Annotated in this window: 19 protein-coding genes; 13 read left to right on the top strand and 6 right to left on the bottom strand. The window is 74.2% G+C overall.

The window, feature by feature from the left end; translation table 11 throughout:
- The first annotated feature begins 244 nt into the window (after positions 1 to 244).
- The 3 genes from ABD363_RS06540 to ABD363_RS06530 are packed head-to-tail and all read left to right on the top strand — an operon-like array spanning position 245 to position 2996.
- Positions 245 to 1036 carry a DUF5819 family protein gene (locus tag ABD363_RS06540; protein WP_344600546.1) on the top strand — a complete coding sequence of 264 codons (792 nt, stop codon included), beginning with the start codon at positions 245 to 247 and terminating at the stop codon, positions 1034 to 1036.
- Complete coding sequence (locus ABD363_RS06535) at positions 1033 to 2244, top strand: HTTM domain-containing protein (RefSeq protein ID WP_344600544.1); 1212 nt, start codon at positions 1033 to 1035, stop codon at positions 2242 to 2244. The genes ABD363_RS06540 and ABD363_RS06535 overlap by 4 nt, the downstream gene beginning before the upstream one ends.
- Positions 2241 to 2996 (top strand): TrmH family RNA methyltransferase, encoded by a 756-nt coding sequence (locus tag ABD363_RS06530; RefSeq protein WP_344600542.1) that lies wholly within the window; start codon positions 2241 to 2243, stop codon positions 2994 to 2996. The genes ABD363_RS06535 and ABD363_RS06530 overlap by 4 nt, the downstream gene beginning before the upstream one ends.
- On the opposite strand, the gene paaN is transcribed toward ABD363_RS06530, so the two are convergent.
- A complete protein-coding gene (gene paaN / locus ABD363_RS06525) occupies positions 2993 to 4684 on the bottom strand; it encodes a phenylacetic acid degradation protein PaaN (RefSeq protein ID WP_344600540.1) in 1692 nt (563 codons plus the stop codon). The genes ABD363_RS06530 and paaN overlap by 4 nt on opposite strands.
- A 212-nt stretch (positions 4685 to 4896) precedes the next feature.
- On the opposite strand from paaN, the gene ABD363_RS06520 reads away from it, so the two are divergent.
- Together ABD363_RS06520 and ABD363_RS06515 are read left to right on the top strand one after the other, a co-directional pair.
- A complete protein-coding gene (locus ABD363_RS06520; protein ID WP_344600538.1) occupies positions 4897 to 6414 on the top strand; it encodes a 3-hydroxyacyl-CoA dehydrogenase in 1518 nt (505 codons plus the stop codon).
- Positions 6411 to 6998, top strand: a complete 588-nt coding sequence (locus ABD363_RS06515) for a TetR/AcrR family transcriptional regulator (protein WP_344600536.1) — start codon at positions 6411 to 6413, stop codon at positions 6996 to 6998. Before ABD363_RS06520 ends, ABD363_RS06515 begins: the two co-directional genes overlap by 4 nt.
- A 12-nt stretch (positions 6999 to 7010) precedes the next feature.
- Here ABD363_RS06515 and ABD363_RS06510 read toward each other — a convergent pair whose 3' ends face one another.
- Positions 7011 to 7520 carry an Lrp/AsnC family transcriptional regulator gene (locus tag ABD363_RS06510; RefSeq protein WP_344600534.1) on the bottom strand — a complete coding sequence of 170 codons (510 nt, stop codon included), beginning with the start codon at positions 7518 to 7520 and terminating at the stop codon, positions 7011 to 7013.
- Between the two features lie 175 nt (positions 7521 to 7695).
- Between ABD363_RS06510 and pdhA the strand changes: the two genes are divergently transcribed.
- The 6 genes from pdhA to ABD363_RS06480 are packed head-to-tail and all read left to right on the top strand — an operon-like array spanning position 7696 to position 14996.
- The gene (pdhA, locus tag ABD363_RS06505; protein ID WP_344600532.1) at positions 7696 to 8838 is read left to right on the top strand and encodes a pyruvate dehydrogenase (acetyl-transferring) E1 component subunit alpha; all 1143 of its coding nucleotides are present in this window, start codon (positions 7696 to 7698) and stop codon (positions 8836 to 8838) included.
- A complete protein-coding gene (locus ABD363_RS06500) occupies positions 8835 to 9839 on the top strand; it encodes an alpha-ketoacid dehydrogenase subunit beta (RefSeq protein ID WP_344600530.1) in 1005 nt (334 codons plus the stop codon). Before pdhA ends, ABD363_RS06500 begins: the two co-directional genes overlap by 4 nt.
- Positions 9839 to 11359 (top strand): dihydrolipoamide acetyltransferase family protein, encoded by a 1521-nt coding sequence (locus tag ABD363_RS06495; protein ID WP_344600528.1) that lies wholly within the window; start codon positions 9839 to 9841, stop codon positions 11357 to 11359. Before ABD363_RS06500 ends, ABD363_RS06495 begins: the two co-directional genes overlap by 1 nt.
- A gap of 54 nt (positions 11360 to 11413) precedes the next feature.
- Complete coding sequence (locus ABD363_RS06490) at positions 11414 to 12469, top strand: DUF6457 domain-containing protein (protein ID WP_344600526.1); 1056 nt, start codon at positions 11414 to 11416, stop codon at positions 12467 to 12469.
- The gene (locus tag ABD363_RS06485) at positions 12466 to 13902 is read left to right on the top strand and encodes a molybdopterin molybdotransferase MoeA (protein ID WP_344600524.1); all 1437 of its coding nucleotides are present in this window, start codon (positions 12466 to 12468) and stop codon (positions 13900 to 13902) included. Before ABD363_RS06490 ends, ABD363_RS06485 begins: the two co-directional genes overlap by 4 nt.
- Positions 13899 to 14996 (top strand): potassium channel family protein, encoded by a 1098-nt coding sequence (locus tag ABD363_RS06480; RefSeq protein ID WP_344600522.1) that lies wholly within the window; start codon positions 13899 to 13901, stop codon positions 14994 to 14996. Before ABD363_RS06485 ends, ABD363_RS06480 begins: the two co-directional genes overlap by 4 nt.
- Positions 14997 to 15207: 211 nt before the next feature.
- Here the strand turns inward: ABD363_RS06480 and ABD363_RS06475 are convergent, their stop codons facing one another.
- Both ABD363_RS06475 and ABD363_RS06470 read right to left on the bottom strand, forming a co-directional pair.
- Positions 15208 to 16056 carry an ABC transporter permease gene (locus ABD363_RS06475; protein WP_344600520.1) on the bottom strand — a complete coding sequence of 283 codons (849 nt, stop codon included), beginning with the start codon at positions 16054 to 16056 and terminating at the stop codon, positions 15208 to 15210.
- On the bottom strand, positions 16053 to 17060 hold the full coding sequence (locus ABD363_RS06470) for an ATP-binding cassette domain-containing protein (RefSeq protein ID WP_344600518.1): 1008 nt from the start codon (positions 17058 to 17060) through the stop codon (positions 16053 to 16055). Before ABD363_RS06470 ends, ABD363_RS06475 begins: the two co-directional genes overlap by 4 nt.
- A 311-nt stretch (positions 17061 to 17371) precedes the next feature.
- Here ABD363_RS06470 and ABD363_RS06465 point away from each other — a divergent pair, with 311 nt between their 5' ends.
- A complete protein-coding gene (locus ABD363_RS06465) occupies positions 17372 to 18352 on the top strand; it encodes an NAD(P)H-quinone oxidoreductase (protein ID WP_344600516.1) in 981 nt (326 codons plus the stop codon).
- A gap of 52 nt (positions 18353 to 18404) precedes the next feature.
- Here ABD363_RS06465 and ABD363_RS06460 read toward each other — a convergent pair whose 3' ends face one another.
- The gene (locus ABD363_RS06460; RefSeq protein ID WP_344600514.1) at positions 18405 to 18665 is read right to left on the bottom strand and encodes a hypothetical protein; all 261 of its coding nucleotides are present in this window, start codon (positions 18663 to 18665) and stop codon (positions 18405 to 18407) included.
- Positions 18666 to 19565: 900 nt separating this feature from the next.
- On the opposite strand from ABD363_RS06460, the gene ABD363_RS06455 reads away from it, so the two are divergent.
- Entirely contained in the window at positions 19566 to 20105 is a 540-nt protein-coding gene (locus ABD363_RS06455; protein ID WP_344600800.1) for a bacterial proteasome activator family protein, read from the top strand.
- Between the two features lie 142 nt (positions 20106 to 20247).
- On the opposite strand, the gene ABD363_RS06450 is transcribed toward ABD363_RS06455, so the two are convergent.
- The gene (locus tag ABD363_RS06450) at positions 20248 to 21903 is read right to left on the bottom strand and encodes a protein kinase domain-containing protein (protein ID WP_344600512.1); all 1656 of its coding nucleotides are present in this window, start codon (positions 21901 to 21903) and stop codon (positions 20248 to 20250) included.
- Between the last annotated feature and the right edge of the window lie 272 nt (positions 21904 to 22175).

Genomic DNA, 22175 nt, shown 5'->3' with positions numbered 1-22175 from the left:
GGCCGGGAGGTGTCAACCGCTGTGGACGGTCCGCGGGGCCGCCCGGACGGCGGCGCGGCCGCGGCGGTCCGCGGCGGCGATGTGGCGACGGCCACACGAGGCGGGTCCGCCCGGGGTTGTGTCCGGGCGGGCGGTCCTGAGTACCGTTCCCGTTCGAGTGCCGCGCAGCGGTGCGCGCGGGCGGCACGGGCCCCGCGGACGGGTGGGCGGGCGACACGGCGGACCGGGATCGGGAACGGGCGGAATGGACGCGTACGACACGGGCTCGAACGCCCGGCACGGCCCGGACGGGCCGGGCGGCTCCGTCCGGCCCGAGGGCGTCCGGCCCCCCGCGCCCAGGGCACCGCACGACCCCGCGCTCCCCGTCCTCGCCCCGCTCGCCGGGCCCCGCACCGGCGTCGCCGCGCTCTCCCTGCGCTGCCGGATGGTCGCCGCGCTGGCGCTCGCGGTCGTCGCGGGCGTGGTCTGTGTGCATCTCGGCATGACGTTCCTGCACGTCGCTCCGCCGAACACGGTCAGCAAGCGGCACGGCGCCGCGATCGACGACTGGATCTACCCGGAGTTCGAGCAGAACTGGAAGCTCTTCGCGCCGAACCCGCTGCAGCAGAACATCGCCGTACAGGTCCGCGCCGAGGTGCGGACGGCGGACGGCGGGGTGCGCACGACGGGCTGGTACGACCTGTCCGCCCAGGACGGGCGGGCCGTCGACGGCAATCCGCTGCCGAGCCACACCCAGCAGAACCAGCTGCGCCGCGCCTGGGACGTCTTCGTCGCCACGCACGACGGCGACAACCGCCCGGTGGGCCTGCGCGGCGCCCTGGCCGAGACGTATCTGCGCCGCCTGGTGGTGCTGCGCCTGGACCGCGTGGCCGCGGCCGGGCCGGGCGGCGTCGTCGACCGCGTCCAGGTCCGCTCCCGCACCACCCCCGTGCCGCCGCCCGCATGGAGCCGGGAGCGGGTCCCGGGCCGGCCGGTGTACCGGACGCTGTCCTGGTGGCCGGTGCCGGCGGGCGAGGCCGAGGGGGGTGCCGGGTGAACCGCGTCGCCCTGGCGGTCTCACGCGGCATCGCCCGGGCCACCGAGGCCGCCCTCGGCCCGTACCAGACCGCGGTGATCCGCATCGGCTTCAGCGCGACCTGGCTGCTGTTCCTGCTGCGCGAGTTCCCCCACCGCCAGGAGCTGTACGGACCCGACGGTCCCTGGAGCCGGGAGCTCGCCGAGCAGCTGATCGCGGCGAACGGCGCCTTCACCGCCCTGATGTGGTCCGGCGGCCGGCTCTGGTTCGAGGCCGTCTACGCGCTGGCCGCGCTGGCCGCCGCGCTGCTGTTACTGGGCTGGCGCACCCGCACCCTGTCGGTGCTCTTCATGGTGGGCGTGCTCTCGCTGCAGAACCGCAGCGTCTTCGTGGGGGACGGCGGCGACAACGTCCTGCACCTGATGTGCGTCTACCTGGTCTTCACGCGCTGCGGCCAGGTGTGGTCGCTGGACGCCCGCCGGGGGCGGCGGGCGGCTCGGGCACGCGCGCGTGGCGAACGGGTCGTCGACCGGACCGGGCCCGTCCTGTGGTGCGTGCTCGGCGTCGCGCTGGTCGCGGTGACCCTGACGGGCCGGATGGACGGCGACCGGTTCGTGCCGGCGCTGCTGTGGACGGTGTGGCTCGGGCAGGGCCTGTGGTGGCTGGCCGGGCGCCGCGCCGGGATCGCCGAGCCGCGGCTCCTGCTCGACGTCGTGGCCAACATCGTGCACAACGGCGCACTGCTGGTGATCATGGCCGAGACCTGCCTGATCTACGCGACCGCCGGCTGGTACAAGGTCCAGGGCTCGCGCTGGCAGGACGGCACCGCCGTCTACTACCCCCTGCACCTCGACTCCTTCTCGCCCTGGCCCGCGCTCGCCGACCTGCTGTCCGCCAGCGGCACGGTGGTGATGCTCGTGACGTACGGCACGGTCGTCGTCCAGGTCGCCTTCCCGTTCACCCTGTTCAACCGGCGGGTGAAGAACGTCCTGCTGGCCGCCATGATCACCGAGCACGCGGCGATCGCCGTGGTGCTCGGGCTGCCGTTCTTCTCGCTGGCGATGATCGCGGCCGACGCGGTCTTCCTGCCGACGTCGTTCCTGCGCCGCCTGGGCGGCTGGGCGGCGCGCGCGGGGGGAGTGCTGATCCCGGGCCGGGGCCGGGCACCGGCGCCCCGGCGGCACACCCCGAAGGACACCGGGCATCCGCACGTAGGCTTCACGTCATGACCGATCCCGTACGCGTCTGGCGCCGGCTCGCCGACGCCTCCGTGCTGCTCGACGGCTTCCACGCCCTCAAGCACGCGGTGCGTTTCGGCGCCGAGGTGCCGGTGGCGGTCACCGACGACCGCCGGGCCGCTCTCGCCCTCGCCGACGAACTGGCCCCGGACGTGCGGGACGCGCTGGACGCGCTCCTGGCCGAGGTCCCGACGGCGACGTACCGGAGCCTGGTGCCGCGCCCGCACCCCACCGCGGTCGCCGCCCTGGCGGTACGCCCCCCGCGCGCGGCCCACCTCGGCAGGCTGGCGCACCTGCCCCGCACCGCGCCCGTGGTGGTCCTCGACAACCCGCGCAACCTGGGCAACGCGGGCGCCGTGATCCGGCTGGCCGCCGGTTTCGGGGCGACCGGCGTGGTCACCACCGGCACGCTCGACCCGTGGCACCCCACGGTCGTGCGCGGCGGGGCGGGGCTGCACTTCGCGACCGCCGTGGAGCGGCTGGACGTGGACGAACTGCCGCCGGGCCCGGTCTTCGCCCTCGACCCGGAGGGCGAGGACATCCGGGGGCTGAAGCTGCCGGACGAGGCGCTGCTCGCCTTCGGTTCGGAGCGCAGCGGGCTGTCCCGGGCGCTGCGCGCGCGTGCCGATCACCTGGTGGCGCTGCCGATGCGGCCCCAGGTCTCCAGCTACAACCTCGCGACCAGTGTGGCCATGACGCTGTACCACTGGAGCGCCACCGGGGGCGCACCGCACCCGCGTTAGGCCTCCCGGCGCACCTCCACCACCCGGAACCGGTTCGCCACGAACGCGCCGTCGCACAGGGCGGCGTTGGCGGCCGGGTTGCCGCCCGAGCCGTGGAAGTCGGAGAAGGCGGCCGTCTGGTTGACGTACACCCCGCCGGTGAGGTTGAGGGACAGCTGGGCGGCCTCCTCCAGGCAGACCTCCTCGACCGCCTGCTCGACCCCGGCGTCGGTGGTGTAGGCGCCGACCGTCATCGCGCCCTTCTCCCGGATGCTGCGCCGCAGCAGCTCCACCGCGTGCGCGGCGGAGTCGACCGCCACGGCGAAGGAGACCGGTCCGAAGCACTCGCTCATGCAGACGGCCTCGTCCTCCGGCTTGGCGCCGTCCAGCTTCACGATCACGGGCGTGCGGACGACCGCGTCCGGGAACTCCGGGTTGGTCACCTCCCGCGAGGCCAGGGCGACCTCGCCGAGGCTCGCCGCGGCCTCCAGACGGGCCTTGACGTCCGGGTTGACGATGGCGCCCAGCAGGGCGTTCGCGCGTGCGTCGTCGCCGAGCAGGCCCTCCACCGCGCGGGCCAGGTCGGCGACCACCTCGTCGTAGGACTTCGGGCCCTCGTCGGTGGAGACGCCGTCCCTGGGGATCAGCAGGTTCTGCGGCGTGGTGCACATCTGGCCGCTGTACAGCGACAGGGAGAACGCCAGGTTGGCGAGCATGCCGCGGTAGTCGCCGGTCGACTCCACGATCACCGTGTTGACGCCGGCCTTCTCCGTGTAGACCTGCGCCTGGCGGGCGTTGGCCTCCAGCCAGTCGCCGAAGGACGTCGAGCCCGTGTAGTCGATGATCCGGATCTCCGGGCGCGTGGCGAGGGTTCGGGCGATGCCCTCGCCGGGGCGCTCGGCGGCCAGCGCCACCAGGTTCGGGTCGAAGCCCGTCCCGGCGAGCACCTCGCGGGCGACGCGCACCGTGAGCGCGAGCGGCAGCACCGCGCGCGGGTGGGGCTTGACCAGCACCGCGTTGCCGGTGGCGAGGGAGGCGAACAGGCCCGGGTAGCCGTTCCACGTGGGGAAGGTGTTGCAGCCGATCACCAGGCCGATGCCGCGCGGGACCGGCGTGAACGTCTTGGTCAGCGCGAGCGGGTCTCGCCTGCCCTGGGGCTTGGTCCACTCGGCGGTGCCGGGCGTGCGGACCTGTTCCGCGTACGCGTAGGCCACCGCCTCCAGGCCGCGGTCCTGGGCGTGCGGGCCGCCCGCCTGGAACGCCATCATGAACGCCTGGCCGGAGGTGTGCATCACCGCGTGCGCGAACTCGTGCGTGCGGTCGCTGATCCGTTTGAGGATCTCCAGGCAGACCAGCGCGCGCGTCTCCGGGCCCGCGTCCCGCCACGCCCTCTGGCCGGCCCTCATGGCGGGCAGCAGCACGTCGACGTCCGCGTGCGGGTAGGTCACCCCCAGCTCGACGCCGTACGGGGAGACCTCGTCGCCCACCCAGTCGTCCGTGCCGGGCTGGCCGAGGTCGAGGCGGGTGCCCAGGAGGGCCTCGAAGGCGGCCTTGCCCGCTGCCGCGTCCAGGCTGCCGTGCTCGCCGTAGGCCTTGGGGTGCTCGGGGTGGGGGGACCAGTACGCGCGCGTGCGGATCGCTTCCAGCGCCTGGTCGAGGGTGGGCCGGTGCCGGGCGATCAGCTCGTGCGCCGTGAGTGCGGCGGTCATGGGTGACCAACTCCTCGTCTCAAGAGCTCCTCGTCGAGCTCGTGGCCTGGCGGAAACCTGGGTGGGATGGCCGGAAGGCGGGGCGCGGGGCGCCTCGTTCCGGGAAGCGGCGGGCGACGGACGGGCGGACAGGGTTAGAGTAACCGAACGATCGGTCGGGACAAGGGGGTCCGCCGCATCTGTGGACAACCTCGTGCGGGAGGATCGCGCACATGACAGCACTCGACCTCAGCAGCCCCGTGGCCGTCGTCGGCACCGGCACCATGGGCCAGGGCATCGCCCAGGTCGCGCTGGTCGCGGGCCACCCCGTACGGCTGTACGACGCCGTCCCCGGACGCGCCCGGGAAGCGGCCGCGGCGATCGGCGCCCGCCTCGACCGGCTCGTCGAGAAGGACCGGCTCACCGGCGCCGCCCGGGACGCGGCCCGGGCCCGGCTGCGCCCCGTGGAGGACCTCGCCGGGCTCGCGGACTGCTCCCTGGTCGTCGAGGCGGTGCTCGAACGGCTCGACGTCAAGCAGGAGCTGTTCCGGGAGCTGGAGGGCGTCGTCGCCGAGGACTGCCTGCTCGCCACCAACACCTCCTCCCTGTCCGTCACCGCCGTCGGCGGCGCCCTCGCCCATCCGGGCCGCCTCGTCGGCCTGCACTTCTTCAACCCCGCGCCGCTGATGCCCCTGGTCGAGGTGGTCTCCGGGTTCGCCACCGACGTCTCCTCGGCCACCCGCGCGTACGAGACGGCCCGCGCCTGGGGCAAGACCCCGGTCGCCTGCGCCGACACGCCCGGATTCATCGTCAACCGCATCGCGCGGCCCTTCTACGCCGAGGCCTTCGCGGTGTACGAGGCCCATGCCGCCGACCCCGCCACCATCGACGCCGTGCTGCGCGAGTCGGGCGGCTTCCGGATGGGCGCCTTCGAGCTGACCGACCTGATCGGGCAGGACGTCAACGAGTCCGTCACGCACTCCGTGTGGCGGTCGTTCTTCCAGGACGCGCGGTTCGCGCCGTCGCTCGCCCAGCGCCGCCTGGTGGAGTCCGGCCGCCTCGGCCGCAAGACCGGCCAGGGCTGGTACGACTACCGCGACGGCGCCGAACGCCCCGAGCCGCACACCGCGGAGCGGTGCGAACCGCCCGCCCACGTCGTCGCCGAGGGCGACCTGGGCCCGGCCTCGGAACTGCTGCCGATGATCCGCGAGGCGGGCGTCCGGGTCCGCGAGGAGGACGAGGACAACGGCACCCGGCTGGTGCTGCCCGGCGGCGGCCATCTGGTCCTCGCCGACGGGCAGACCTCCGTGGAGTTCCAGGACGTCGTCCACTTCGACCTCGCCCTCGACTACCGCAAGGCCACCCGCATCGCCCTGTCCGCTTCCCAGGACACCTCCCCGCGGACGCTCTTCGACGCCATCGGCCTGTTCCAGGCGCTCGGCAAGAAGGTCAGCGTCATCGGTGACGTCCCCGGCATGATCGTCGCCCGCACGGTCGCGCGGATCGTCGACCTCGCGTACGACGCCGTCGCCAAGGGCGTGGCCACCGAGGAGGACATCGACACCGCGATGCGCCTGGGCGTCAACTACCCGCTCGGCCCCTTCGAGTGGAGCCGCCGCCTCAGCCGCGACTGGGCGTACGGCCTCCTCGACGACCTGCACCTGCGCGACCCCTCGGGGCGCTACGCGCCGTCCCTGGCGCTCTACCGCCACGCGCACGCCTCCGACAAGCGGGAGGGCAGTTCCTCATGACCACGGCCAGGCGCGACACGTACACGCCGGAGACGCTGCTGTCCGTCGCCGTGCGGGTCTTCAACGAGCGCGGCTACGACGGCACCTCCATGGAGCACCTCTCCAGGGCGGCCGGCATCTCCAAGTCGTCGATCTACCACCACGTCACGGGCAAGGAGGAACTGCTGCGCCGGGCCGTGAGCCGGGCCCTGGACGGGCTCTTCGGGATCCTCGACGAGGAGCCCGCGCGCGTGGGGCGGGCCGCCGGGCGCCTGGAGCACGTCGTGCGGCGCATGGTCGAGGTGCTCATCGCCGAACTGCCCTACGTCACGCTGCTGCTGCGGGTGCGCGGCAACACGGACACCGAGCGGTGGGCCCTGGAGCGCAGGCGGGAGTTCGACCACCGGGTGGCCGGGCTGATGAAGGAGGCCGCCGCCGACGGGGACATCCGCGGGGACGTGGAGGTGCGGCTGGCCACGCGGCTGGTGTTCGGCATGGTCAACTCGATCGTCGAGTGGTACCGGCCGGACGGGCGCGGCATGGGGGAGCGCGAGGTGGCCGAGGCCGTGGTGCGGCTGGTGTTCTCCGGGCTCCGCGAGGGCTGACGCCGGAGGCCGTCACCCCTGGGGCTCCAGGTCCTCCTCCTCGAACACCAGCAGCGTGCGGGTGCTGAGCACCTCGGGGATGGCCTGGAGCCGGGTGAGCACCAGTTCGCGCAGGGCCCGGTTGTCGGGCGTGTGCACCAGCAGCAGGACGTCGAAGTCGCCGCCCACCAGGGCGATGTGCGAGGCGCCGGGGAGCTGTCTGAGCCGTTCGCGCACCGTGCGCCAGGAGTTCTGGACGATCTTCAGGGTGACGTAGGCCGAGGTGCCCTGCCCGGCGCGTTCGTGGTCGACGCGGGCGCCGAAGCCGCGGATCACACCGTCCTCGACGAGCCGGTTGATCCGCGCGTAGGCGTTCGCGCGCGAGACGTGCACCCGCTCGGCGACCGACCGTATCGAGGCGCGCCCGTCCGCCTGGAGGATGCGCAGGATGTCCTGGTCGATGGCGTCCAGCGGGCGGGGCGGCGGCGGGGGGCCGGTGTCCCCCGAGCCCGCGGCACCTTCGGCCATTCGTTCAGATGCCATGTCCCCCCGCCTCCCTACCATGGACGTGCTGCGTTCATCCCAGGCTGTGCAGAACCGTTTGTCCACAGCCCGGTGGTGCCTGTAGCCAAAATGTGCCGTCGACCGAACAATCGGTAGGTGAGGCGCGTCACACCCGTGACGCGCCGCAAAGCCGCTCCCACGAGGAGGTGCCGTCATGACGGTCATGGAGCAGCGAGGTGCGTATCGGCCGGCGCCGCCGCCCGCCTGGCAGCCCCGCACCGATCCCGCGCCGCTGCTGCCCGACGCGGAGCCGTACCGGGTCCTCGGCACGCCGGCGGCCGCCGAGGCCGATCCCGAACTGCTGCGCACGCTCTACGCCCAGCTGGTCCGCGGCCGTCGCTACAACACGCAGGCCACGGCCCTGACCAAGCAGGGCCGGCTCGCGGTCTACCCCTCCAGCACCGGCCAGGAGGCCTGCGAGGTCGCCGCCGCGCTGGTCCTGGGGGAGCGGGACTGGCTCTTCCCCAGCTACCGCGACACGCTCGCCGCCGTCGTCCGCGGCGTCGACCCCGTGGCGGCGCTGACCCTGCTGCGCGGCGACTGGCACACCGGCTACGACCCCCACGAGCACCGCGTCGCCCCCCTGTGCACCCCGCTCGCCACCCAGCTCCCGCACGCCGTCGGCCTCGCGCACGCGGCCCGCCTCAAGGGCGACGACGTGGTGGCGCTGGCGATGGTCGGTGACGGCGGCACCAGCGAGGGCGACTTCCACGAGGCGCTGAACTTCGCCGCCGTGTGGCAGGCCCCCGTGGTCTTCCTGGTCCAGAACAACGGCTTCGCGATCTCCGTCCCGCTCGCCAAGCAGACCGCGGCCCCGTCCCTGGCCCACAAGGCCGTCGGCTACGGCATGCCCGGCCGCCTGGTCGACGGCAACGACGCCGCCGCCGTGCACGAGGTGCTCGGCGACGCCGTGCGGCACGCGCGCGGGGGCGGCGGCCCCACCCTCGTCGAGGCGGTCACCTACCGCGTCGACGCCCACACCAACGCCGACGACGCGACCCGCTACCGCGGTGACGCCGAGATCGAGGCCTGGCGCGCGCACGACCCGATCCTGCTGCTGGAGCGGGAGCTGACCGGACGGGGCCTGCTCGACGAGGCCGGCGTCCGGGCCGCGCGGCAGGACGCCGAGGACTTCGCCGCCGCCCTGCGCGAGCGCATGAACCAGGACCCGGCGCTCGACCCCATGGACCTGTTCACCCATGTGTACGCCGAGCCGACCGCCCAGCTCGGGGAGCAGCGCGAGCAGTTGCGGGCCGAGCTGGAGGCGGAGGCCGAGTCGGAGGGGGCGCGCCGATGACCACCGTCGCCGTCAAGCCGGCCACCATGGCACAGGCGCTCACGCGCGCGCTGCGCGACGCGATGGCCGCCGACCCGGGTGTCCACGTCCTGGGCGAGGACGTCGGCACCCTCGGCGGCGTCTTCCGGGTGACGGACGGGCTCGCCGCGGAGTTCGGCGAGCACCGCTGCACGGACACGCCGCTCGCCGAGGCGGGCATCCTCGGCACGGCCGTCGGCATGGCGATGTACGGCCTCAGGCCGGTCGTGGAGATGCAGTTCGACGCGTTCGCCTACCCCGCGTTCGAGCAGCTGGTCAGCCACGTGGCCCGGATGCGCAACCGCACGCGCGGCAGGATGCCGATGCCGCTGACCGTCCGCGTCCCCTACGGCGGCGGCATCGGCGGCGTCGAGCACCACAGCGACTCCTCCGAGGCGTACTACATGGCGACTCCGGGGCTCCATGTCGTCACGCCCGCGACCGTCGCCGACGCCTACGGGCTGCTGCGCGCCGCCATCGCCTCCGACGACCCGGTCGTCTTCCTGGAGCCCAAGCGGCTGTACTGGTCGAAGGACGCCTGGAACCCCGAGGAGCCCACGCCCGTTGAACCGATAGGCCGCGCGGTGGTGCGGCGCTCAGGGCGGAGCGCCACGCTCATCACGTACGGGCCGTCCGTACCCGTCTGCATGGAGGCGGCCGAGGCGGCCCGGGCCGAGGGCTGGGACCTCGAAGTCGTCGATCTGCGCTCCCTGGTGCCGTTCGACGACGAGACGGTGTGCGCCTCGGTGCGGCGGACGGGACGCGCGGTCGTCGTCCACGAGTCGGGTTCCTTCGGGGGTCCGGGCGGGGAGATCGCGGCCCGGGTCACGGAGCGCTGCTTCCACCACCTGGAGGCGCCGGTGCTGCGTGTGGCCGGGTTCGACATCCCGTATCCGCCGCCGATGCTGGAGCGCCACCACCTGCCCGGTGTGGACCGGATCCTCGACGCCGTGGGGCGTCTGCAGTGGGAGGCCGAGAGCTGATGGCACAGGTGCTGGAGTTCAAGCTCCCCGATCTCGGTGAAGGACTCACCGAGGCGGAGATCGTGCGCTGGCTGGTGCAGGTCGGGGACGTCGTCGCCGTCGACCAGCCGGTCGTCGAGGTCGAGACGGCCAAGGCGATGGTCGAGGTGCCCTGCCCCTACGGCGGAGTCGTCACGGCCCGCTTCGGCGAGGAGGGCACGGAGCTGCCCGTCGGGGCGCCCCTGCTGACGGTCGCGGTGGGCGAGCCGGCCGGCGACGCGGGGACGGACGGCCCGGACGGCGGCCGGGCGGAGCCCGCCGGCACCGCGTCGCCGGAGCCCGCCGGCACCGCGCCGACGGCGGACTCCGGCACCCAGGGCTCGGGCAACGTGCTGGTCGGCTACGGCACGTCGCAGGCGCCCGCGCGACGGCGGCGGGTACGGCCGCAACAACCGGCGCCCGCGACGCCGGGACCGCGGACCGCGGCGGACGGGCGGCCCGCCGCCGGTGCCGTGCCGGGGCACGCCGTGGCGCCGACGGCGGTGAACGGGAGCGCCGCCGCCCCCGGAGCGGAGCCCGGCCCCCGGGAGGCCGCCGAGGCGGCCGACGGCCCGGTCCCCGTCATCTCGCCGCTGGTCCGCAGGCTGGCCCGGCAGAACGGCCTGGACCTGCGGGAACTGACCGGCTCCGGACCCGACGGACTGATCCTGCGGGCGGACGTGGAGTACGCGCTGCGTGCCGCCGCCGCACAGGGCCGTACGACGGCGCCGGCCACCGCCGCGGAGCCGCCCGCGCGCGAGGCGCGGACGCCGGCGGCCACGGCGTCCCCCGCCCCCGCGCCCGTCTCCCCCGGCGGCGTCCGCATCCCCCTCAAGGGCGTCCGGGGCGCGGTCGCCGACAAGCTCTCCCGCAGCCGGCGCGAGATACCGGACGCGACCTGCTGGGTGGACGCCGACGCCACCGAGCTGATGCGGGCGCGGACGGCGATGAACGCGGCCGGCGGGCCGAAGATCTCCCTGATCGCCCTGCTGGCCCGGATCTGCACCGCCGCACTGGCCCGCTTCCCCGAGCTGAACTCCACCGTCGACACCGAGGCCCGGGAGGTCGTCCGGTTCGACCACGTCCACCTGGGCTTCGCCGCGCAGACCGACCGGGGACTGGTCGTGCCCGTCGTCCGGGACGCGCACGCGCGGGACGCCGAGTCGCTGACCGCGGAGTTCGCGCGGCTCACCGAGGCGGCCCGGGCGGGCACGCTGACGCCCGCGGACCTCACCGGCGGGACCTTCACGCTGAACAACTACGGGGTGTTCGGCGTCGACGGCTCCACGCCGATCGTCAACCACCCCGAGGCGGCCATGCTCGGCGTCGGGCGCATCGTGCCCAAGCCCTGGGTGCACGAGGGCGAGCTGGCGGTGCGGCAGGTCGTGCAGCTGTCGCTCACCTTCGACCACCGGGTGTGCGACGGCGGCACGGCGGGCGGTTTCCTGCGGTACGTGGCGGACTGCGTGGAACAGCCGGCGGTGCTGCTGCGGACGCTGTGAGCGCGGCGGCTCCCCCGCGTTCCCCGTGATCGGGCCGCCCCGCATACTCGGAGGGTGACCGCGTACGAGCCCCCGGGCGGCCCCGGTGCCGAGGCCTACGACGCCGTCGTGCTCGCCGGGGGCGCCGCCCGGCGGCTCGGCGGCGTGGACAAGCCCGGCGTGCGCGTCGGCGGCCGGTCCCTGCTCGACCGGGTGCTGACCGCCTGCGCCGACGCCCGCACGACCGTGGTCGTCGCCGAACCCCGGGCCACCGCGCGCCCGGTGCTGTGGGCGCGCGAGACCCCGCCCGGCGGCGGTCCGCTCGCCGCGCTGGAGGCCGGGCTGCGCCGCACCACCGCCCCGTACGTCGTCGTGCTCTCCGCCGACCTGCCCTTCCTCGACGGCGGCACGGTACGGCGGCTGCTGGACGCCCTCCGCGAGAACGACGGCGGGCCGCTCACCACCTCCGGCCGCGGGCCGCTCACCGGCCCTGGCCGCGGGCCGCTCACCACCTCCAGCCGAAGGCCGCTCACCGGCCCCGACGGCGTGCTGCTCACCGACCCCGACGGCCGCGACCAGCCCCTCGTCGCCGCGTACCGGGCGGAGTCCCTGCGCCGCCGGCTCACCGGACTCGCCGCCGAACACGGCGGCCTCGCCGGGCTTCCCCTGCGACGGCTGACCGCCCGGCTCGACCTCACCCGCCTCCCGGACCCCGTCGCGTCCTTCGACTGCGACACCTGGGACGACATCGCCACCGCAAGGGCACGCATCAGGGAGCATGGGCACGTGTTGGATGAATGGATTTCCGCAGCCAAGGCCGAGCTCGGCATCGACCTCGACGTCGATACCGGAGTCCTGCTCGACCTCGCCCGTGACGCGGCCCACGGCGTGGCCAGGCCCGCGGCACCGCTGACCACCTTCCTCGTCGGTTACGCGGCCGCGCGGGCCGGGGGCGGGCCCGACGCCGTGGCCGAGGCCGCCCGCAAGGCCGCGGCCCTCGCCCTCCGCTGGGCGGACGAGGAGACCTCCGGCGCCCGGCCCGCCGCCGGACCCGCCGGCGGGGAGCCCTCCGAAGGCCGCCCCGACGTGGCTCCCGACGCCACGCCCGACACCCGCCCGGACGCCGGATGACCGCCCGCGGCATCCGGACCGACGAGGACGCCGACGACCTCGACGCCGAGGAGGCGCTCGCTCTCGTGAAGCAGGACCACGGCCCCGCCCCGGACGGCCGGGCTCCCGCATCCCCCGCGCACCGGGGACACCGGACGGCCCACGACTCCCGCGCCCCGCACGACCGGGCCCGCGCCACCTCCTGGCCCGAGGCCCGCGACCCCCGCGCCGCGCACGCCCGGTCCCGCGCCACCCCTTGGCCGGAGGCCCGCGAGACCGCCGCCCGCGCCGTTCGTGCCGCCGCCCGGAACGCCCGCCGCGCCCTCGTCCCGGTGCCCCTCGACGCGGCCCTCGGCCTCACCCTGGCCGCCCCCCTCACCGCCCTCACCGACCTGCCCTCCTTCGACACCTCCGCGATGGACGGCTGGGCGGTCGCCGGCCCCGGCGCCTGGGAGGTACGCGACGCGGGGGTGCTGGCCGGGCACGCGGAACCGGAGCCGCTCACCGACGGGACGGCCGTACGGATCGCGACCGGCGCCCGTATCCCGCCGGGCACCACCGCCGTCCTGCGCACCGAGCACGGTCGCGTCGACGACCGGGGCCGCCTGCACGCCACCCGCGAGGTGGTGCCCGGCCAGGACACCCGCCCCCGCGGCCAGGAGTGCCGCAGCGGCGACCAGCTGCTGCCCGTCGGCACCCAGGTCACCCCGGCCGTCCTGGGCCTCGCCGCGGCCGCCGGGTACGACGCGGTCACCGTCGTGCCCCGCCCCCGTGCCGACGTGTTCGTCCTCGGTGACGAGCTGCTCGCCGGGGGCCTGCCGCGTGACGGCCTGATCCGGGACGCGCTCGGCCCGATGCTGCCGCCCTGGCTGCGGGCGCTCGGCGCCGAGGTCACCGCCGTCCGCAGGATCGGTGACGACGCCGAGGCGCTGCACAGGGCGCTCACGGCCTCCGACGCCGATGTCGTCGTCACCACCGGCGGCACCGCCGCGGGCCCGGTCGACCACGTCCGCCCCACGCTGCGCCGGATCGGGGCCGAACTCCTCGTGGACGGCGTCCAGGTGCGTCCCGGCCACCCCATGCTGCTGGCCCGCACCAAGGAGAACCAGCATCTCGTCGGCCTGCCCGGCAACCCGCTCGCCGCCGTCTCCGGCCTGCTCACCCTGGCCGAGCCCCTGGTGCGGATCCTGGCCGCGCGCCCGGCCCCGCAGCCGTGCGCGATGCCGCTGGCGGAGGAGGTGCAGGGGCATCCGCACGACACCCGGCTCGTCCCCGTCGTGCTGCGCGGGGACCGTGCCGTGCCGCTGCACTACAACGGCCCGGCCATGCTGCGCGGCATCGCGGCCGCCGACGCCCTGGCCGTCGTCCCGCCGGGCGGGGCACGACGCGGCCAGGAGACGGAACTGCTCGACCTGCCCTGGGCGTCCCAGGGAATCGAGGTGTGTTTCACGTGAAACTTCCGCGCCAGGACACCATCGCCCGCCAGCCGGACGAACATCTCGTGACCCATCGGGTGCTGCTCCCGAGAAAGATCGTGGAGCACCCGATCCGCCAGGTGGCCAAGAGGCTGTCCATGGCCCTGGTGGTCCTCGTGGCGACCGCGGCCATCGTCTACGCCGACCGCGACGGCTACAAGGACAACAACGGCGACGGCGTCGATCTCCTCGACGCCTTCTACTACGCGACCGTCACCCTCTCCACCACCGGGTACGGCGACATCACCCCGGCCGGCGACGCCGCCCGGCTCGTCAACATCCTCGTCGTCACGCCCCTGCGCGTGCTGTTCCTGATCATCCTGGTCGGCACCACACTCGAGGCCCTCACCGAACGCACCCGTGAGGAATGGCGCCTGAACCGCTGGAGGTCCACGTTGCGCGATCACACCGTCGTCATCGGCTTCGGAACGAAGGGGCGGTCGGCGATCCGGACCGTGTGCGCGACGGGGCTGAAGAAGGACCAGGTCGTGGTGGTCGACCCCAGTTCGAAGGTGATCGACGCGGCGGCGGCCGAGGGGTACGCGGGCATCATCGGCGACGCCACCCGCAGCGATGTCCTCCGGCGGGCCGAGGTGCACAAGGCACGGCAGATCATCGTCGCCACCCAGCGCGACGACACGGCCGTGCTCGTGACGCTGACGGCCCGGCAGCTCAACCGCGGCGCGAAGATCGTGGCCGCCGTGCGCGAGGAGGAGAACGCGCCGCTGCTGAAGCAGTCCGGCGCCGACGCGGTCATCACCAGCGCCAGCGCGGCCGGCCGGCTGCTCGGCCTGTCGGTGCTCAGCCCTGCCGCCGGCATGGTGATGGAGGACCTCATCCAGCAGGGCAGCGGGCTCGACATCGTCGAACGGCCCGTCATAAAGGCCGAGGTGGGCAAGACGCCACGGGAGACGGACGACCTGGTGGTCAGCGTCATACGCGGACACCGGGTGCTCGGTTACGACGATCCGGACGTCGGGAAGCTGGAATTGACGGACCGGCTCATCACCATCGTGCGGGCGACGCCGGGCACCCAGATCGCGCCCGACATGCGCCCGCTGCCGCGCGACTGAACCACTCGCCACGGGCAGCGCGCGACCCGTCCCCGCCGTGCTGCCCGTGGCGGACCCGTGTGCTGCCCGCGGCGGACCCGCGTACTGCCCGTGGTGGCCTACCCGTGCGCTGTGTCCGCGGTGATGCGCCCGTGTGCTGCCCGTGGGGATGTACCCGTGTGCTGCCCGTGGGGGTGCGCCCGTGGGCAGCTTGCGGGGGTGCGCCCGCGCGCTACTTGCGGTTGTACAACCGCATCGTGACCGGCCCGAAGACCAGCACGAGCAGGCCCGCCCAGCCCAGCGACCAGGCGATCTCGTCCGCCGGCCAGTCGCCCGCCATCAGCCCGCGCACCGCCGACGACAGATGGGTGATCGGGCTGTTGTTGACGAACGCCTGCAGCCAGCCCGGCATGGTCCTCGGGTCGACGAAGACGTTGGACAGGAAGGTGAGCGGGAAGATCACCATCATGCTGACGCCCATCACCGACTTCTCGGTGCGCAGCATCAGCCCGAACATCGTCCAGATCCAGGAGAACGCGAACGAGAAGACGATCAGCAGCGCGATCCCGAGGACCACGCCCGCCACACCGCCGTCCGGCCGGTAGCCGAGGATCACGCCGACGGTGAGCATCACCACGGACGCGATCGTGTAGCGCAGGGCGTCGCCGAGGAGATAACCGACCATGGTCGACGGCCGCCAGATGGGCAGGCTGCGGAACCGGTCGAAGACGCCCTTCTCGATGTCGGTGTTGACCGAGACGCCGGTGTACATCGTGATCATCACGACCGACATCACCAGGATGCCCGGCAGCAGGAACTGGATGTACTCCTTCGGCGACCCGGCCAGCGCCCCGCCGAACAGGTAGGTGTACATCAGCACCATCATGATCGGGAACGCGGTGACGTCGAAGAGCTGCTCCGGCACGTGCTTGATCTTGAGCATCGCGCGCCAGCCGAAGGTCAGGGACGCCGACCAGGCGCTGGGCCGCGGCGGGCGCTCCTCGGCGATCAGCAGCGCGGCGAGCGACTCGGCGCTGACGGGGGCGAGTTCCTTGCTCCCGGTGGTCGTCGCAGTGCTCATGCCGCCACCTCGTCCTTCGGGTCGTCGGCGGTGCGGGTGTCGTGTCCGGTGAGGGCGAGGAAGACCTCGTCCAGGCTCGGCTGTCCGAGTGAGAAGTCGTCGACGGTGACGCCGGCGCCGGCCAGTTCGGTGAGGGCGCGGGCGGCCTGTTCGGAGGCGGTGCCGGCGTCGGCCGCCGTACCGAGCCGGGCGGTGAGCGCCACCGGGTCGGGGTCGGGCTGCACGTCCGCGCCGAGCGTCCGGCGCAGCACGTCGGCGGCGAGCGGCCGCTGGGCGGCGTCCCGCACCCGCAGGTGCACGGAGCCGGCGCCGACGGACGCCTTCAGCTCGCCCTTGGTGCCCTCGGCGATCACCCTGCCCTGGTCGATGACGGCGATCCGGGACGCCAGCTGGTCGGCCTCGTCCAGGTACTGGGTGGTCAGCAGCACGGTCGTGCCCTGGGCGACCACCGCGCGCACGATGTCCCACACCTGGTTGCGGCTGCGCGGGTCGAGCCCGGTGGTCGGCTCGTCCAGGAACAGCAGCTCCGGGGTGTTGAAGATGGACGCGGCGATGTCGATACGGCGCCGCATACCGCCCGAGTAGTGCTTGACCTGCTTGCCGGCCGCCTCCGTGAGTCCGAAGGCCTCCAGGAGCTGCGCGGCGCGGCCGCGTGCGGCCTTCTTGCCGTGGCCGAGCAGGCGGCCGAGCAGGACCAGGTTCTCGGTGCCGGTGAGGTCCTCGTCCACGGACGCGTACTGGCCGGTGAGGCTGACACGGCCGCGCACCCGGTCGGCCTCGCGCACGACGTCGTGGCCGAAGACGTGGGCCTCGCCGCCGTCGGGCCGCAGGAGGGTGGCGAGCATCTTCACGGTGGTGGTCTTGCCGGCGCCGTTCGGGCCGAGGACGCCGTAGACCGTGCCCGCGGGCACGGCCAGGTCGACGCCGTCGACGGCCCGGGTCTCGCCGAACGTCTTCACCAGGCCCGCCGTCTCGATCGCCAGACCGGACGTCTGCGTGCTCATGCTGTCGGGGTCCTTCCGCGTGCTTGGGCTACGCATGGGGAGACCTTCACGGTCCCGCAAACTCATCGCTCCCGCACAGGGATTTCCCGGCGGACCGGCCGAAGGACCGATGGGGAGGGGCCGGGGGCGTAGGACGGGAGTGGGACCAGGGACGCGGAGCAGGCGGAACCGGGGACGCGGAGCAGGCGGAACCGGGGACGCGGGACGGCGCGGGAAGGGGAGAGCGGGCGCGCAGGCGGATCCGGCCGTACGGAGGCGGAACCGGTCGCGGGGGACGGATGCGGCCGGGGGCCGGGGGTAGCGTCGCTCTCATGTATGCGATCACGATTCCCGAACCCGGTGGTCCCGAGGCGCTGGTCTGGGACGAGGTCCCCGATCCGGTGCCCGGCGAGGGCGAGGTCCTGGTCGAGGTGGTGGCCAGCGCCGTCAACCGCGCCGACATCCTGCAGCGGCAGGGCTTCTACGACCCGCCGCCCGGCGCCTCCCCCTACCCCGGCCTGGAGTGCTCCGGACGGATCGCCGCGCTCGGCCCCGGCGTCTCCGGCTGGGCCGTCGGCGACGAGGTGTGCGCGCTGCTCGGGGGCGGCGGCTACGCCCAGAAGGTGGCCGTCCCGGCCGGCCAGCTGCTGCCGGTCCCCGAGGGCGTCGGCGTGCGGCGGGCCGCGGCGCTGCCCGAGGTGGTCTGCACGGTCTGGTCGAACGTCTTCATGGTCGCCCACCTCCGCCCCGGCGAGACCCTCCTCGTGCACGGCGGTTCCAGCGGCATCGGCACGATGGCGATCCAGCTCGCCAAGGCCGTCGGCGCCCGGGTGGCCGTCACGGCGGGCACCCGGGAGAAGCTGGACCGCTGTGCCGAGCTGGGTGCCGACATCCTGATCAACTACCGGGAGCAGGACTTCGTCGAGGAGGTCGGGAAGGCCACGGACGGCGCGGGCGCCGACGTCATCCTGGACAACATGGGCGCCAAGTACCTGGACCGCAACGTCCGGGCCCTCGCCGTCAACGGCCGGCTCGCGATCATCGGCATGCAGGGCGGCGTCAAGGGCGAGCTGAACATCGGCACCCTGCTCAGCAAGCGCGCCGCCGTCAGCGCGACCTCGCTGCGCGCCCGTCCGCTGGAGGAGAAGGCGGCCATCGTGGCGGCCGTACGGGAGCACGTGTGGCCGCTGGTCGCCGAGGGGCACGTACGCCCGGTCGTCGACCGCGACGTCCCGATGCCGGACGCGGCCGCCGCCCACCGGGTGGTGGAGCAGAGCGGGCACGTGGGGAAGGTGCTGCTGATCGCGCCGTAGGAGTGCCGGCCGCGCCGGGGAGGAAACCCGCTCCCCGTGGGCCGGAAGGGGGTCAGCTCCGGCGCAGGCGGAGGGCGACGAAGGCGAGGCCCAGGCCGAGGCCGATGAGGACCAGCCCGCTGCCGAGGGGCAGGATCCGCTGGGCGGGCCCGGTGCCGCGCTCGGCGTGCGCGACGGTCCGGGGTTCCGGTCGCAGCGAGGGCACGCGGGGGACCAGGCCTTCCTCTCCCGGGGTGGCGGAGAGGACCGGCGGGTCGGGGACGGTCCCCTCGTCGTGCCGCACCGCTCCCGGCGGCCGGGAGCTCTTCCGCACCGTGGGCGCCTCCCGCCGTCCCGGGCGCTCCCGCCCCTCGCCCGCCCGGCTGCCCGCCTGGGAGGGCCGGGTGACGGAGACGGACGGGGCGGGAGCCGCCGCCGATCCGCGCGCCGCACCGCCGACCGGGCCGGCCCGTCGGCCGTCGGCCGCGGGACCGGACGCGGAACGGGAGGCGGAGGGGGAGGCGGACCCCGGACCGGGACGTGTCCCCGCACCCGGACGCATCCCCACGCCAGGACGTGGCCCCGCGCCTGGACGCACCCTCACGCCAGGACGTGGCCCCGGGCCCGGACGCACCCCCGCGCCTGGACGCGGCCCCGGGCCCGGACGCACCTCCGCGTCCGGACCCGTACCCGGACGCACCCCCACGCCAGGACGCGCTCCCGCGCCCGGACGCGGCCCCGTACCGATCCGCGGGGCGGGAGCGGGGGCGGAAGCCCGGACCGAGGCCGATGCCGGATGCGGGGCCGGTGCCGGAGGCGAGCCCGGGGCGACGCCCGGAGGCCGAAGGCTCCCGGCGCGGTACGCCGCTGCGGCCCCGTGCGCCGACGCGCGACCGCGCGCCGCAGCGGCACCATGCGCCGACACGCCGCCGTACGCCGACACGCCGCGGTGCGCCGCTCCGGCCGCATACGCCGTCCCGCCCCCGTACGGCCCCGTTCCCGCCCCCACACCCACCGCCAGGACAGCCACCAGTCCCGTCGCCCGAAGTGTGCGTTGCCATGGAGTCACGTCCGTGACCCCCTCCCGGTGCTCGAACGCCAAGATCGACGGGACAAGCCTCACATTCATCGGCCATCCCGGCATTTCTGGTTCCGCCGAGGGGTCGACCGGCGGGGCGGATCTCTTTCCCGGGGGTATCGCGGAGCGGAAGCCCGCATGGGAGACAATGGCGCCATGGAGATGCCGAGGAACGACAGGTCGCCGGAGAGCCCCCAGATCCTGGTCGTCGGCCAGGACGGTATGGCACTCAGCGGCGGCAACGGGGACGAGGACTCGCGCGAGACCCCGGTGACGGAACAGGTGGAGCAGCCCGCCAAGGTCATGCGGATCGGCAGCATGATCAAGCAACTCCTGGAGGAGGTGCGTGCCGCTCCCCTGGACGAGGCGAGCCGGAACCGGCTCAAGGAGATCCACGCCAGTTCGGTGAAGGAGCTGGAGGACGGCCTGGCGCCGGAGCTGGTCGAGGAGCTGGAGCGGCTCTCCCTGCCCTTCACGGACGACGTGACCCCGAGCGACGCCGAACTGCGCATCGCGCAGGCCCAGTTGGTCGGCTGGCTGGAAGGGCTCTTCCACGGGATCCAGACCACCCTGTTCGCGCAGCAGATGGCCGCGCGGGCCCAGTTGGAGCAGATGCGCCGCGCCCTGCCGGCGGGCCTCGGCCAGGACGGCGAGGACGGCCACAAGGGCGGGCGTTCGGGCGGGCCGTACCTCTGAGCGGTCCCGGCCGTGTCCCAAGCGGTCCCTGCCGCTGCCCGAGGAGCCCGGCAGTGCCCCGAGGCCCCGGGGGACGAGCGGCGCCGGTCGACCCGGTGTGTCCCGGGGAGCGGTCACCGATCGCTCCCCGGGACACACCGGGTCAGGACGACGGCGGGTTCCCCGTCGACACCTTGAGCGTGATCTCGGGCATGGCCGTCGGGTCGACGTCCGTGCCGGCCGGCGGGAACTGCTCCCGGACCGAGCCCTCGCCGTACGTGTTCTCGTCGATCTCCACGATCTTCATCTCCCAGCCCGCGGCCTGGAAGCACTCCTTGACCGACCCGATGTACTTGAAGGTGAAGTCCGGGAGCTGGATCTTGTCGGGGTCGTTGTAGGACTCCTGCGGCTCCTCGCACTTCTCCTTGTCGATCGTCTTCGAGGTGTCCGGCCCGCGGTAGCCCGCCGCCTTGGACGCCGACGCCGACGCGGTGGCGCCGCCGCTGCCGCCGCCGGCCTCGTCGTCGCTGCCGCCGCTCGTCATCAGGGCCGCGACCAGGCCGCCGACGGCCAGCAGGGAGACGGCGATCGAGCCGATGACCACCGGCCTGACGCCCCGGCCGCCGCCCGCCGGACCGCCCTGGCCCGCGGTCTGGGGCGCGATGGTGTACGGCGGCGGTGTCGAGGCGCCCTGGTGCGCGTACGCCGTCGGGGCCGGCGCCGGATAGCCGCCCTGCTGCGGGTAGCCGTAGGCGGGGGACGGCGGCGGAGTGCCGTACGGGTTCGGGGCCGGCGCCGGCTGGTACGGCGTCCGGACGTCGCCGACGGGCGCCGGGGCGGCCTGGTCGACCGGCGGGAACACGGCGGAGCCGACGCCCGCGCCGCTCGGCGTCCGCGCGCCCGGCACGATGTTCGGCGGAGCCGCCTGGAAGGACGCCGCCACGCGCAGGCACTCGCTCCGCATGGCCTCGGCGCTCGGGAAACGTTCGTTCGGGTTCTTCTTCAGCGCGCGGGCGATCAGCGCGTCCACGGCCGGCGGCAGGGAGCGGTTGACCGAGGACGGGACCGGCGGCTCCTCCTGCACGTGCGCGTACGCGATGGCCAGCGGCGAGTCCGCGTCGAACGGCAGCCGCCCGGTGACCAGCTGGAACAGCATGATGCCGACCGAGTACAGGTCGGAGCGGGCGTCGACGCCGCGGCCGAGGGCCTGTTCCGGCGAGAGGTACTGCGGTGTGCCGACGACCATGCCGGTCTGGGTCATCGACGTCACACCGGACTGCATGGCGCGCGCGATGCCGAAGTCCATGACCTTGACCACACCACGCTTGGTGATCATCACGTTGCCCGGCTTGATGTCGCGGTGGACCAGGCCCATCTCGTGGCTGATCTCCAGCGCGGCGAGCACGTCCGCCGTGATCTTCAGGGCCTGGTCGGCGGGCATGGCGCCGTGCTGCCGGATGTCCGCGTCGAGCACCGAGCCCAGCGGGCGGCCGTCGACGTACTCCATGACGATGTACGGCGTCGGCGCGCCGGAGCCGCTGTCGAAGGCGGTGTCCTCGCCGGTGTCGAAGACCGAGACGATGTTGGTGTGTGTGAGTCTCGCCACGGCCTGGGCCTCGCGGCGGAAGCGCTCCCGGAAGGCCTGCTCCCGGCCCAGTTCGGTGTGGAGTGTCTTGATCGCGACCTGGCGGTCGAGCACGGTGTCGTGCGCGAGGTACACCGAGGCCATGCCGCCCTGGCCGAGCAGGTCGCGCAGCTGATAACGGCCGCCGGCGAGCGCCCGCCCCGCGTACTGGCCCTGTGCGCCGTCCTGGCTCATTCTCCTGCGTCCCCCGTAGCCTTCCCGGCGCCGACGATGCCGTCGACCGCGATGCCGTCGGCCGGCACCTCGATCGGGATCGCCGATCACGATCACGATCGTTGATCGAAAGTGTTATTCCCGGCCAAGTCTGCCCGAGGCCACCGACACGTCAAGCGCGGTGCCCGTTCCGTGACCGTACGCGAAGGAAGCGTCGCGGAAGCGTTACAGCGGGCGTACGGCCGGTACACGGAATTTGCACGGGGGCGGCCCTTGCGGGTTTCATGACCGGT

The organism is Streptomyces glaucus, assembly GCF_039533365.1.
GTDB lineage: Bacteria > Actinomycetota > Actinomycetes > Streptomycetales > Streptomycetaceae > Streptomyces > Streptomyces glaucus.
The sequence above is the reverse complement of the archived record's forward strand: the minus strand, read 5'-3'. Positions and strand labels throughout refer to the sequence as shown.

Bases quoted from the DNA above. Each gene is read 5' to 3' on its own strand.
- ABD363_RS06500 (WP_344600530.1), top strand. From the start codon at position 8,835: ATGACCACCGTCGCCGTCAAGCCGGCCACCATGGCACAGGCGCTCACG.
- ABD363_RS06450 (WP_344600512.1), bottom strand. From the start codon at position 21,903: ATGAGCCAGGACGGCGCACAGGGCCAGTACGCGGGGCGGGCGCTCGCC.
- ABD363_RS06475 (WP_344600520.1), bottom strand. From the start codon at position 16,056: ATGAGCACTGCGACGACCACCGGGAGCAAGGAACTCGCCCCCGTCAGC.
- ABD363_RS06485 (WP_344600524.1), top strand. From the start codon at position 12,466: ATGACCGCCCGCGGCATCCGGACCGACGAGGACGCCGACGACCTCGAC.
- ABD363_RS06455 (WP_344600800.1), top strand. From the start codon at position 19,566: ATGGAGATGCCGAGGAACGACAGGTCGCCGGAGAGCCCCCAGATCCTG.
- ABD363_RS06540 (WP_344600546.1), top strand. From the start codon at position 245: ATGGACGCGTACGACACGGGCTCGAACGCCCGGCACGGCCCGGACGGG.
- ABD363_RS06510 (WP_344600534.1), bottom strand. From the start codon at position 7,520: ATGGCATCTGAACGAATGGCCGAAGGTGCCGCGGGCTCGGGGGACACC.
- ABD363_RS06530 (WP_344600542.1), top strand. From the start codon at position 2,241: ATGACCGATCCCGTACGCGTCTGGCGCCGGCTCGCCGACGCCTCCGTG.
- ABD363_RS06515 (WP_344600536.1), top strand. From the start codon at position 6,411: ATGACCACGGCCAGGCGCGACACGTACACGCCGGAGACGCTGCTGTCC.
- paaN (WP_344600540.1), bottom strand. From the start codon at position 4,684: ATGACCGCCGCACTCACGGCGCACGAGCTGATCGCCCGGCACCGGCCC.
- ABD363_RS06520 (WP_344600538.1), top strand. From the start codon at position 4,897: ATGACAGCACTCGACCTCAGCAGCCCCGTGGCCGTCGTCGGCACCGGC.
- ABD363_RS06470 (WP_344600518.1), bottom strand. From the start codon at position 17,060: ATGAGCACGCAGACGTCCGGTCTGGCGATCGAGACGGCGGGCCTGGTG.
- ABD363_RS06495 (WP_344600528.1), top strand. From the start codon at position 9,839: ATGGCACAGGTGCTGGAGTTCAAGCTCCCCGATCTCGGTGAAGGACTC.
- ABD363_RS06465 (WP_344600516.1), top strand. From the start codon at position 17,372: ATGTATGCGATCACGATTCCCGAACCCGGTGGTCCCGAGGCGCTGGTC.
- pdhA (WP_344600532.1), top strand. From the start codon at position 7,696: ATGACGGTCATGGAGCAGCGAGGTGCGTATCGGCCGGCGCCGCCGCCC.